Here is a 12,658-nt window from a genome sequence, read left to right on the forward strand (position 1 = left end):
CTTATGGATAGATATAACGCTGAAGGCTATCCAGATCCAACTGCAGCAGAAGCCTTGGAAAATATCATGCGTGAAGAAAAAGCAAAAAACTATAAACCTTGCGTTTTTATTTGTTCTCCTTTTGCTGGAGACATAGAAAAAAATCTGAATAAAGCTAGAGAATACCTGAAGTTTGCAGTGAAGCAAGGAACCATTCCTTTTGCTCCTCATCTGCTATACCCTCAAGTGCTAGATGATGGCGATCCTGAACAAAGAAAACTAGGACTATACTTTGGCATGGTATGGCTTAGAAAGTGTGATGAGCTGTGGGTATTTGGTCGCTATATCTCAAAAGGGATGCAAGCAGAGATAAATAAAGCATCGAAGCATCGTATACCTATCCGGTATTTTTCTGAAAACTGCGAGGAGGTGCAGAAGCTATGAAGATAGCGGTTGGTAACAGCCGAATGGATAAAAAGTGGAAGAACAATGATATCACATGGGAGGACTTTATCTCACGAGTTAAATCTACCATACGAACAACAGAAACGGTATCTGAATTTCGGAAAATGAGTCGCGCTCAACAGGACTCAATAAAAGATGTAGGAGGATTTGTGGGAGGAGCCCTTCGTGAAGGAAAACGCAGAAATGGTTATGTCCTCTCCCGTTCCCTTCTGACTTTAGATATGGATTATGCCAAACCAGAGGTTTGGGAGCAAATTGAAGCGTTACATGATTTCAAATGCTGCATCTATTCTACCCATAAACATACACCAGATGCACCAAGATTAAGACTTATTATTCCACTTAAAAGAGAAGTAACAGAGGATGAATACCCAGCCCTTGGTCGGATGGTTGCAAAGGAGATTGGGATTGATTTATTCGATGACACCACTTATGAACCTTCAAGACTAATGTATTGGCCTTCTACACCGTCAGATGGAGAGTTTGTATTTAAAGAGAAAGACGGTGAACTATTGGACCCAGATATCTATCTATCAAAATATGTAGACTGGCGGGACACTTCAATGTGGCCAGTCTCAAGTCGACAATCTGAGGTTGTACAAAGGAAAATAACTAAACAAGCAGATCCATTAATTAAAGAAGGGGTTATAGGAGCATTTTGCAGAGCCTATAACATTGAAGAAGCCATCGAAGAATTTCTACCTGATGTATATGAACCTAGTACCATGAATGGACGATTTGATTATATTCCAGCAGATTCTTCAGCAGGCTTGGTAATCTATGATGGTAAATTTGCTTATAGCCATCATGCTACCGATCCAGCATGTGGAATGTTGCTAAACGCATTTGATTTGGTCCGAGTGCATAAGTTTCGGGAACTAGATGAAAAGGTGACAGAAAATACACCGCCAAGTAAACTACCTTCATTTAGAGCCATGACAGATTTGGCATTAGAGGATGAACGGGTAAAAGAGCAGTTTGCTGAAGAACGAAAGGCTCAGGTTGAAAAAGAGTTTATTGATGAAGATTGGGAAAAGCAGCTGGAGATTGATAAGACAGGAACGGTTAAAAATACTCTTAGAAATTTGATTTTGATACTTGAAAATGATCCCAACCTAAAAAGCATAGTGTTTAATCAGCTATCTGATAGTCTCGAAATTAAAGGTGATGTTCCTTGGCCGCATCCATCGAAGTTCTGGAGAGATGCAGATGATGCACAGCTAATCAGCTACATTGACACCCACTACGGAACCTTTTCTGCAAGAAACTATGATGTAGCGGTAGCGAAGGTCGCTGACGATAGATCTTATCATCCGATTCGGGAATTTATTGAGGCTCTTCCTGAGTGGGATAAGGTAGCTAGAGTAGATACCTTGCTAATCGATTATCTAGGTGCATCAGATAATCCATATGTTCGAGCTGTGACAAGAAAAACTTTATGTGCAGCGATTTCTCGTGTACTGACTCCAGGCATCAAGTTTGATTCCATGTTGGTTTTAAATGGCCCGCAGGGAGTTGGAAAAAGTACTCTTATAGCCAAGTTAGGTGGAGACTGGTTTTCTGATAGTTTGAGCTTGTCAGATACCAAGGATAAGACCGCCGCAGAAAAGTTACAAGGTTACTGGATTTTAGAAATTGGAGAGCTGGCTGGACTAAAAAAAGCAGAAGTAGAAACACTTAGAAGCTTCTTATCTCGCCAGAATGATATTTATCGAGCTAGCTTTGGCAAGAGAGCTACTCCTCACTTAAGACAATGTGTCTTTTTTGGCACCACTAATGCTGAAAAAGGCTATTTACGGGATACCACAGGAAACCGTCGTTTTTGGCCGGTAAAGACCCCGGGAAATGGCACAAAAAAATCTTGGCAGCTAAAGCAGGATGAAATTCTGCAGATATGGGCCGAGGCTCTTACCTATGTAAAGGCTGGAGAGAAATTGTACCTTGATGCTAGCCTTGAAAAGCTTGCAAAAGAAGAACAGCGAGAAGCTATGGAGTCCGATGAGCGAGAAGGTTTGGTTAGAGAGTACCTTGATATGCTTTTACCTGAGGATTGGGACACCATGGATCTATATGAACGTCGAGCCTATATCAACGGGACTGAGTTTGGTGAAAGCCAAAGGGTTGGTGTTTGGAAACGAAAATCTGTTTCTAATATGGAAATTTGGTGTGAATGCTTTGGAAAGGATCGAGCCAACCTTCGAAGAGTAGATGGTAATGAAATATCAGCTATTATGGCGAGTATTGGAGGATGGACAGGTCTCGTTAAAAAAGAACGTATCCCGCTTTATGGACCACAGTGGGTTTATGTTCCAAAAGAGTAATTCAGTTTGGAACACATGGAACAATTTTTTCTATGGAACAGATTTCAGCTGTTCCGGTGGAACAAAAACGGTCTTTTGGTACATCTCATCGGAACAGGCGGCAGCCCCTAGTAAGGTAGGCAACTTTATAACCCCTGTTCCATTGTTCCAATAATTATTATTAAAAATAATCCTAAAGACAAAAAGAAGAAATTACCTGCAGACGCGTATATACGCGCGTATAGAGACTTTTTGGATTTAGGGAACATGGAGGATATATGAGAGAAAAAAAGATTGAACAGCAACTGGTAAAAGAAGTGAAAGATATAGGTGGTATTGCACTTAAAATTGCATCACCAGGTTTTGATGGAATGCCAGACAGATTGATTCTTTTACCTAATAGAAAGCTAGCTTTTGTAGAGGTTAAAGCACCTGGTAAAACCTTAAGACCCCTACAAGAAAAGCGAAAAAGACAGTTAGAGGCACTTGGTTTTTTGGTATTCTGCCTGGACCATATAGATCAGATTGGAGGGATACTTCATGAAATACAAGCCTCATGAGTATCAGGTTTATGCCACTGAGTATATCCTCAATCATCCTATAGCAGCAGTGCTCTTAGATATGGGTTTAGGTAAAAGTGTCATAACTTTAACTGCCATCTTTGATTTAACACTGGACAGTTTTCTTGTTCGTAAGGTTCTGGTTATTGCACCGCTAAGAGTTGCCAGAGATACATGGCCTGCAGAGATTGAAAAGTGGGATCACTTAAAGGGTCTTAAATATACTTTAGCAGTTGGCTCTGAAGTAAAGAGAAAAACTGCCTTTATGGAAAGAGCACAAGTTTACATTATCAATCGAGAAAATGTAGAATGGCTCATTACAAGAAGTGGAATTCCTTTTGACTTTGATATGGTGGTAATTGATGAGTTGTCTTCTTTTAAATCTCATCAAGCTAAGAGATTTAAAAGCTTAATGAGAGTTAGACCCAAGGTAAAAAGGATAGTAGGACTTACTGGAACCCCATCCTCCAACGGATTAATGGATTTGTGGGCACAGTATCGCTTATTAGATATGGGACAACGATTAGGTAGGTTTATTGGTAGGTATCGGGAGGATTACTTTGTACCAGATAAGCGTAATCAGCAAGTGATCTTCTCCTACAAACCAAAACCAGGAGCAGAAGAAGAAATTTATAAGCTTATATCTGATATAACTATTAGCATGAAAGGGACAGATTACCTGAAGTTGCCGGACTTAGTTATAAACGAAGTGCCTGTAAAGCTTTCTGAAAAAGAAATGAAAACCCTCGATACGATGAAGCGGGATTTAATTACAAATGTTAAAGGTGAAGAAGTAACTGCAGCAAATGCAGCAGCTCTTTCAGGAAAGCTCCTGCAGATGGCAAATGGAGCAGTTTATGATGATCATGGCACAGTCCTTTATATACATGACCGTAAGCTGGATGCACTGGAAGACTTAATCGAAGCTGCTAATGGCAAGCCAGTTCTAATTGCTTATTGGTTTAAGCATGATTTGTCACGAATACAAAAGCGTTTTGAGGTTGAGGTGTTATCCACTAGCGATTCTATTAAGAGGTGGAATGATGGAGAAATCCCCATTGCAGTCATCCATCCAGCATCAGCAGGACATGGACTGAACTTGCAAGCTGGAGGTTCAACTCTTGTATGGTTTGGTCTAACTTGGAGCCTAGAGCTTTATCAGCAAACCAACGCCCGTCTTTGGCGGCAAGGACAAAAAGAAACGGTAGTGATTCATCACTTGATTTCCAAAGGCACCATTGATGAACGTGTAATGAAAGCCCTAAATGATAAAAACAATACTCAATCCGCACTGATAGATGCGGTTAAAGCCACACTAAAGGAGGTCTGATAAAATGAACATTGTCTGGCAATATTTAGATAAAAGAGCAGCGGCAATTAACGCCCTAAAAGATTACAGCAGTATGAAGTACATCATAGAACATACCGATGAGGACATTGCAACCCTCAACGAAGAAATGAGTTCCCCAGCTTCCCCAGTTATCAATGGCATGCCATCGACCCATGATCCAAAAGCTGGAGAGAAAAGGCTCATTGCCTGCATCAATGAAATTGATGTATTGAAAGAACGTTATCGTCAAGCACTGGAATACATGGACTGGTTTCAACCGGCATGGGATGCTTTAACAGAAGATGAGCAGTATGTGTTAAAGGAGTTTTATTTGGATGATGAACAAAAGCAGATTGATGCAGTGTATAACATTTGTGATCACTTTAATATTGAACGTTCTTCTGCATACAACAAAAAGAATCGAGCGCTTCAGCATCTTGCGCTACTACTCTATGGAAAGTAATGAGTAATATCATGGACGATTTTATTAGAAATCCATAATACAATGGTATTGTGAAAAATTGTAGAGAGCCTTCGTGGAAATACCGCGGGGGCTTTTTGCATGTCCAAAGGAGGTACGAAATGCCAAAGAAACCAAAACGACCATGTTCTTCTCCTGGTTGTCCGGAACTGACAGATGGACGTTTTTGTCCGGAGCATGCCAAAAAGGAAGCTTCTCGTTATGAAAAATATCAGAGAGATCCTGAAACGAGGAAGCGTTACGGTCGTGCATGGAAAAGAATACGTGACCGTTACATTACAGCCCATCCACTATGTGAAGAGTGTAAAAGACAAGGAAAGCTGACACCAGCAACTGAAGTGCACCATATCCTTCCCTTGGCACGAGGTGGGACACACGATGAAAGCAACCTAATGGCTCTTTGTACTCCTTGTCACTCAGCTATCACAGCAAGAGATGGAGACCGTTGGGGAACCCGGTAGGGGGAGTCATATCTCCACAGCTATTTAAATGTGCAACGGGCGTGGGGCTTCGTGCAAAAAGTCGCAGTTTCAAACGGGGTAATACCCCCTAATAAGAAATGAGGTGAGTTAATGGCCAAAGATGGTACAAATCGAGGTGGTGCCCGTATTGGATCTGGTCAGAAAAAGAAAGCACTTATAGATAAAATTGCTGAGGGAAATCCCGGAAAAAGAAAACTGGAAGTTATTGAATTTAAAAATACCGCAGAACTTCAAGGGCAGGAGATGCCACAGCCAAGGGCTATGCTTTCAGCAGTACAAAAGGATGGTAAAACCTTAGTAGCTAGCGAAATTTATGAGCTTACGTGGAAATGGCTTGAGGAGCGAGGGTGTGCACATCTAGTTCTACCACAGCTATTAGAAAGATATGCCATGAGTGCTGCTAGGTGGATACAGTGTGAGGAAGCAATAAGTGAGTTTGGTTTTCTTGCTAAGCATCCAACTACTGGCAACGCTATCCAAAGTCCATACGTTTCCATGAGCCATAATTTTATGAGTCAAACCAACAGACTCTGGATGGAAATATATCAGATTGTTCGTGAAAACTGTGCGACAGAGTATTCCGGTACAAATCCACAGGATGATGTGATGGAACGACTGTTGACTGCCCGTAGAGGCAAATAATGATAAGGAGATGTGAAATGAGTAAGAGATATTTAACAGCAGAAAGTGTATGTGCAGGGCATCCTGATAAACTGTGCGATATTATTGCTGACAGTATTTTGGATGCATGTCTTAGAAAAGATAAAGCATCACGCGTAGCTTGTGAGGTTATGGCTACTAAAGGAAAAATTATCGTGGCGGGCGAGATCTCCTGCAGCGAGAAAATTGATATCAGAAATATTGTTAAGAATGTGCTTAAAGAACTAGGTTATAACCCTTTGAAATTTTTAATTTATGTATATGTACACAATCAGAGTTCTGATATTGCATCTGGGGTGAATACTGCACTAGAAGCACGAAATGGTATAAACGAACAATATGGTTCTATCGGTGCTGGTGATCAAGGGACTATGTATGGCTATGCCACTAAAGAAACTAGAGAAATGCTTCCTCTTCCCCTTGTCTTATCTCATCGAATTGTAAAGAGACTAGATGAGGCAAGAAAAGGTAAGCTGATTAAAGGTATCCTTCCCGATGGAAAAGCACAGGTAACGATTGAGTATGATGATGATGTTCCAGTGAGAGTTAAAACCATTGTAGTGTCAGTTCAGCATGAAAAGAATAAAACTCAGGAAGAGCTAAAATCCGATATTTTAAATAATGTGTTATGGCAGTGTTTTGAGGATTTTCCTTTTGATGATGAAACAGAAATTCTTATCAATCCATCTGGCCAGTTTGTATTAGGTGGACCTGCTGCAGATACAGGTTTAACTGGAAGAAAGATCATGGTGGACACTTATGGCGGACTTGCATCACATGGTGGCGGAGCACTATGCGGGAAAGATCCAACCAAAGTAGACCGAAGCGGTGCTTACATGGCTAGGTATATTGCTAAACATATCGTGTGGTGTGATTTGGCAGAGAAATGTGAAGTGGCTATTTCCTATGCTATTGGCAAGGCAAATCCTGTGGCTTTTTCCATAAATACTTTTGGAACAGGAACAGTTTCTGATGAAGTTCTAACCATTGCTGCTCAAGAAGTTTTTAATTTGAGGCCTGCAGCAATTATTGAAAAGCTGCGACTTAGAAACATTCATTACTCCGATACAGCAGTCTATGGTCACTTTAACAGTTGCCTGTTCCCTTGGGAGGATGTTAATAAATATAGCGAACTAAAAGAGGCGGTGGGAAAATATGCAGATAGAGAAAATTAAGACGAAACTGCTGATCCCTGCTGATTATAATCCTAGAAAGGACTTAAAGCCGGGTGATCCAGAGTATGAAAAGCTAAAACGCTCCCTTGAGGAGTTTGGCTACGTCGAACCAGTTATTTGGAATAGAACCACAGGTAGAGTAGTTGGTGGCCATCAGCGATTGAAAATCCTACTGAACATGGGTATGGAGGAAGTAGATTGCGTAGTTGTTGAGATGGATGAGGAAAAGGAAAAAGCCCTCAATATTGCATTGAATAAAATAAACGGAGATTGGGATAAGGAAAAACTGGCACTTCTCATCACAGACTTAAACGCCGCAGACTTTGATGTATCTCTCACAGGTTTTGACCCCGGAGAGCTGGATGATCTTTTCAAGGATACGTTGAAAGACAAAATAAGAGAAGATGATTTCGATGTGGACAGCGAGCTGAGTAAGCCCGCTGTTTCGCGTTTAGGAGATGTATGGATACTTGGTAAGCACAGACTGGTATGTGGAGACAGCACAAAAAAAGAAACATATAACATTTTAATGGAAGGAAAGGTCGCCAATCTGGTGGTAACTGATCCCCCATACAATGTCAACTATGAAGGAACCGCTGGGAAAATCAAAAATGATAATATGGCCAATGACGCATTTTATCAATTTTTATTAGATGCCTTTAAGAATATCGAATCGGTATTGGCATCAGATGGAAGTATATATGTTTTCCATGCTGATACAGAAGGACTTAATTTTAGAAAAGCCTTTGTTGACGCAGGCTTTTATCTTTCCGGTACTTGTATTTGGAAGAAACAGTCATTGGTTCTTGGAAGATCCCCTTATCAGTGGCAGCATGAACCGGTGCTATTCGGTTGGAAAAAGAAGGGGAAGCATCTCTGGTATTCAGACCGTAAGCAATCAACCATTTGGGAATTTGATAAGCCGAAAAAGAATGCAGATCATCCGACTATGAAGCCCATTGCTTTAATTGCCTACCCCATTATGAATTCTAGCCTTACTAATAGTATCGTACTTGATCCTTTTGGAGGTTCTGGCTCGACGCTGATTGCCTGTGAACAGACCGATAGAATTTGCTATACCATCGAGCTGGATGAAAAGTACTGCGATGTTATTGTGAAGCGTTACATTGAGCAGGTTGGAACAGATAAAGATGTCTATGTTATTCGTGAAAAGAGAAGATTCCATTTAACGTGGCAGCCACATCCACTGATGAATTAGATTGATAGAGCAAGTTTTAAATGCATTTTTGCACAGAAATAACTTGCTATTGTGTAGCGTTAGAGTGATATATGGTACTACCAAATAAGAAAGGGTGCGCCGGTTCGGCGCTAAATATATAGCCCGGTGAAACACCGAGCCCGGTAAAGTGAGGCCAACAGCCGGTACCAAGCCTTGGAGCCGAAGCCGCGAGGTTAGGTTTAAGCGTAGGCATGGGAGTAAGCGAGCCGCAATGCGAAAGCGTGAAGCGATACAGCCCCGTTAGTTTATGAAGTCGAAGCCGATGCCGTCCTTTCGGCAGCAGGCAGCAATCCGCAAACGAAAAGGCAAGAATGCGGAGGTTCGGCCGGGGTCAGAGAGCGTGGCGAGCTTGCAAGGTATATTTAGCGTACCCGGGAGGTCTCGGAGGTTCTCGAAAGAGTATGAGAGGTAAGCGTTTTGTAAACGGAGCCAAACAAACGACCTGCGAGAAGTCGGACTGACTCATAGTAGCGAGGAAGCGCATGAAAGTGTGTGGAGCCAAGGGGTCAGCTGACACACATTTCTGCGAGAGCAGAAACATAACTATTGCACAGGAGGCACAGAAAGGTTATGGGAACAAAGAGAGCAGAGATAAGCGAAATCATAGCTAAATACGGAAAAGTGCAGAATCTGATAAGCTATGTAAACCCCGAAACACTCAAAGCCAAGCACGAGGAGATGCCCAAAAAGAAAGCGTCAGGAGTGGACAAAGTAACATGGGAAGAATACGATGTGAACGTGGACGAGAACGTAGAAACGCTCATAGCGAAAATGAAGCGGTTCAGCTATCGACCCCAGCCCGCAAGACGAGTCTACATCCCAAAAGCCAACGGAAAGCTGAGGCCGCTGGGGATACCGTGTTACGAAGACAAACTGGTAGCAGCGGTTATGGCAGACATACTAAACGAAGTGTACGAAAACATATTTCTAGACACATCGTACGGGTTCAGGCCAGGCAGGAGCTGTCACGACGCAATAAAAGAACTCAATCGCATAATAGGGAGATGCAAAATAAGCTATGTGCTTGAAGCGGACATCAAAGGATTCTTCGATAACGTAGACCAGAAACAGCTGATGGAGTTCATCGCACACGACATCGACGATAAGAACTTCAGCAGGTACATTGTCCGATTTCTGAAATCAGGGATAATGGAAGAAGGCAAATACCACGAAAGCGACAAAGGGACAGCCCAAGGCTCGCCACTATCGCCGATACTAGCCAACATATACCTGCACTACACGCTGGACGTATGGTTTGCCTATCTCAAAAGAAACGGGAAGTTCAGGGGTGAGGCATACATAGTGCGATATGCAGATGACTTTGTGATGCTCTTTCAATACAAGAGTGACGCAGATAAGATGTACGAGGCGCTGCCAAAGAGGATGGCGAAATTCGGGCTGGAATTGGCGATGGACAAGACGAAGATACTACCATTTGGGAGATTCGCCAAACAAAACAGCAAAGACGGCAAGACCGAAACATTCGACTTTCTCGGCTTCACATTCAGCAACGGTACGACCAGAAACGGCAAATACAGAGCACACATCCAGACGAACAAGAAGAAGCTCAAAGCAAAAAGGCAAGTAGTAAAGGCATGGCTCAAAGAGCAGCAACATGCGCCGGTAGCAGAAACATTCAAGAAACTGAATCAGAAACTGCAAGGGCATGTCAACTACTATGGCATAAACGGGAACTCAAAGATGGTAGCAAACTTCTTTATGTACGTCAAAGAAACATTCATAAAGATATTGCGAGCCAGAGGGCAGAAGCACCCGATAAAATGGGAAGACTATCAGAGAATGTGGGACTACTATATCAAGCCGCCGAAGGTCGTAGTCAACATTTGGGTATGATGAGCAAAAGTATGACAATACATGTGTGTCAGAAGAGCCGTATGCGGGAAAACCGCACGTACGGTTCCGTGAGGGGCAGTAGGCAATCCCTTCACGATACTAAAATATTTTGAAAGGAGTGTCGAGACTGTCTACTCGACTGGTATGTAGCATGAAAATTGATTTTAATCGCACTGGTGGTGAGAGAAAGGCCCTAGTTACTGAGATTGGAGAAATACTAAGAAAAAAGCCTGAATACAAAGGTGCACCAACATTTATTTATCAAATAGGCAGTTTTAAAGTTGATAAAGAAGGTGCTCTTATTTTTGACGAGGGAGTTATTGGCGAAAAAGCGGCCACACTCCTCGATAAACTTGAGAGTCGAGGATTTACCTATGTGAAACCAGAAGGTTTGCTACAGGGGCACACAGACGACAAAGACTTGTTAGTAATTGAAATCCCTAAGAAAGACTTCACCGACATTGCCTTAAGCAACTTGGAAAAGATTCTGGAAAGTAAGGGAGCTCTCATTAAAAAGGCCCTTGGAGTAGAGGAACTACCTGTTGAGCAAACAGAGGAAACTCTACGTTTTCCTTGGTTTTCCTTTGATGAAGATGCTGAGAAAGTTAAAGCCTACACGCATTTCATTACAGCCCTTTGTGATATGGCAAAAAAACAGAAGAGAATCACTGCCACAGCTAAGGAAGTGGATAATGAAAAGTATGCCTTTCGTTGTTTCCTTCTAAGACTTGGCTTTATCGGTCCAGAATACAAAACCGAACGAAAAATTCTCCTCTCCAAACTGTCGGGTAGCTCTGCCTTCAAAAGCGGAACTGCCAAGCATAAGGAGGTGAGTGAATAATGAATATCATTCACCCAGAAATGCTAAAACAACTTAGGAGTTATTACACTCCGGGAACTCGTGTCATGCTACTTAAAATGAATGACCCTTATACCAAGCTTCAGCCTGGAACTAAAGGTACGGTTACTAGTGTTGATGACATGGGAACCATCCACGTCAGTTGGGATTCAGGCAGTTCCCTTGGAGTGGTCTTTGGAGAGGATTTATGCAGGAAAATCGAAGAGTAAACATACACATTTTAAGACCAATATGGCAGTAAATATGTAGATTTATATTGCAGAATTGTCTTGCTATATAAGCCTTTTAGAGTGATATATGTACATGCCGAAAGGACAAACACACTTTAAAAGGAGCGAGATACGATGTTAAGTGCAAAATTCGGAATCGAGATTGAATTTACAGGGATTACAAGGGAAAGGGCAGCCAGAGTTGCTGCAGAGTTTTTGCAAGGCACTTATAGTGAAGGCGGGACTTACTACGACACTAAGAAGGTAAAAACTCCAGATGGTAGAGTTTGGAGATTTATGTATGATGGGAGCATCAACTGCCAAAGAAAAGAAGGTAGAAGAAAAGTAGCTGCAGGTAGAGATTATAGCGTTGAGCTGGTTAGCCCAATCCTAACCTACCGGGAGGACATTGAAACTTTGCAGGAGCTAGTAAGAAAGCTTCGAAAGGCTGGAGCCTTTACAAACACTTCTTGTGGAATTCACATTCATTTAGATGGCTCCAATCATACACCAAGAAGCATCCGAAACTTTGTAAATATTATTGCAAGTAAAAACGATCTTTTTTATAAAGCACTACAGATTGCGCCAGAGCGAATGCGCTACTGCAAGAAGATGGATAGCATTTTAGTTGAGAAGATGAACCACAAAAAGCCAACAACCATGAGACAGATTGAGGACATTTGGTATGAAGGCTACAGCGAAAGCAGGGGTACACATTATCACAATAGTAGATACCATTTCCTTAATCTACATAGCTTTTTTACTGGGAATCATACGGTTGAGCTAAGAGGCTTTAACAGCGAGCTGCACGCAGGCAAGGTAAGAAGCTATATTGTTCTTGCCTTAGCTTTAAACAACCAAGCTTTAACACAAAAATTTGCCTCTGCGAAGAAGCCTCAAGTAGAAAATGAAAAGTTTGCCATGAGAACCTACCTAAACCGTATTGGTTTTATAGGAGAAGAGTTCAAAAACTGCAGAGAGCATTTAACAGCAGCGCTTTCAGGTTATGCAGCTTGGCGGTTTCGGGCGGCTTGAGCTGCCCTAAGGCCCTAAACTAGGAAGGA

At 42.0% G+C, this 12,658-nt stretch carries 13 protein-coding genes; all 13 read left to right on the top strand.

Annotated features, from left to right (window positions below):
• Positions 1–3 precede the first annotated feature (3 nt).
• The 13 genes from TETH514_RS06260 (at position 4) to TETH514_RS06320 (ending at position 12,629) form a co-directional block, all read left to right on the top strand.
• Positions 4–423: a DUF4406 domain-containing protein gene (locus TETH514_RS06260; protein ID WP_009052904.1), complete on the top strand. Its 420-nt coding sequence runs from the start codon at positions 4–6 to the stop codon at positions 421–423.
• Positions 420–2,765: a virulence-associated E family protein gene (locus TETH514_RS06265; RefSeq protein WP_012268676.1), complete on the top strand. Its 2,346-nt coding sequence runs from the start codon at positions 420–422 to the stop codon at positions 2,763–2,765. The genes TETH514_RS06260 and TETH514_RS06265 overlap by 4 nt, the downstream gene beginning before the upstream one ends.
• 257 nt (positions 2,766–3,022) lie before the next feature.
• On the top strand, positions 3,023–3,304 hold the full coding sequence (locus TETH514_RS06270; RefSeq protein ID WP_009052903.1) for a VRR-NUC domain-containing protein: 282 nt from the start codon (positions 3,023–3,025) through the stop codon (positions 3,302–3,304).
• Positions 3,285–4,634, top strand: a complete 1,350-nt coding sequence (locus tag TETH514_RS06275; protein WP_009052902.1) for a DEAD/DEAH box helicase — start codon at positions 3,285–3,287, stop codon at positions 4,632–4,634. The genes TETH514_RS06270 and TETH514_RS06275 overlap by 20 nt, the downstream gene beginning before the upstream one ends.
• Before the next feature lie 4 nt (positions 4,635–4,638).
• On the top strand, positions 4,639–5,097 hold the full coding sequence (locus tag TETH514_RS06280; protein ID WP_009052901.1) for a hypothetical protein: 459 nt from the start codon (positions 4,639–4,641) through the stop codon (positions 5,095–5,097).
• A 119-nt stretch (positions 5,098–5,216) separates the two neighbouring features.
• Complete coding sequence (locus tag TETH514_RS06285; RefSeq protein WP_009052900.1) at positions 5,217–5,576, top strand: HNH endonuclease; 360 nt, start codon at positions 5,217–5,219, stop codon at positions 5,574–5,576.
• Positions 5,577–5,687: 111 nt separating this feature from the next.
• Positions 5,688–6,239: a P27 family phage terminase small subunit gene (locus TETH514_RS06290; protein WP_009052899.1), complete on the top strand. Its 552-nt coding sequence runs from the start codon at positions 5,688–5,690 to the stop codon at positions 6,237–6,239.
• Positions 6,240–6,256: 17 nt separating this feature from the next.
• Positions 6,257–7,432 carry a methionine adenosyltransferase gene (metK, locus tag TETH514_RS06295; RefSeq protein ID WP_012268677.1) on the top strand — a complete coding sequence of 392 codons (1,176 nt, stop codon included), beginning with the start codon at positions 6,257–6,259 and terminating at the stop codon, positions 7,430–7,432.
• The gene (locus TETH514_RS06300) at positions 7,413–8,651 is read left to right on the top strand and encodes a site-specific DNA-methyltransferase (protein WP_009052897.1); all 1,239 of its coding nucleotides are present in this window, start codon (positions 7,413–7,415) and stop codon (positions 8,649–8,651) included. The genes metK and TETH514_RS06300 overlap by 20 nt, the downstream gene beginning before the upstream one ends.
• A 591-nt stretch (positions 8,652–9,242) precedes the next feature.
• Positions 9,243–10,526, top strand: coding sequence for a group II intron reverse transcriptase/maturase (ltrA, locus tag TETH514_RS06305; protein ID WP_009052896.1), 1,284 nt, complete (start codon positions 9,243–9,245; stop codon positions 10,524–10,526).
• 151 nt (positions 10,527–10,677) lie between these two features.
• Positions 10,678–11,367 (top strand): virulence protein, encoded by a 690-nt coding sequence (locus tag TETH514_RS06310; protein ID WP_009052895.1) that lies wholly within the window; start codon positions 10,678–10,680, stop codon positions 11,365–11,367.
• Entirely contained in the window at positions 11,367–11,594 is a 228-nt protein-coding gene (locus tag TETH514_RS06315; RefSeq protein WP_009052894.1) for a DUF4314 domain-containing protein, read from the top strand. The genes TETH514_RS06310 and TETH514_RS06315 overlap by 1 nt, the downstream gene beginning before the upstream one ends.
• 135 nt (positions 11,595–11,729) lie before the next feature.
• A complete protein-coding gene (locus TETH514_RS06320; protein WP_009052893.1) occupies positions 11,730–12,629 on the top strand; it encodes an amidoligase family protein in 900 nt (299 codons plus the stop codon).
• The last annotated feature ends 29 nt before the right edge of the window (positions 12,630–12,658 follow it).

The sequence above is a fragment of the Thermoanaerobacter sp. X514 genome, assembly GCF_000019065.1.
Classification (GTDB): Bacteria; Bacillota; Thermoanaerobacteria; order Thermoanaerobacterales; family Thermoanaerobacteraceae; genus Thermoanaerobacter; species Thermoanaerobacter pseudethanolicus.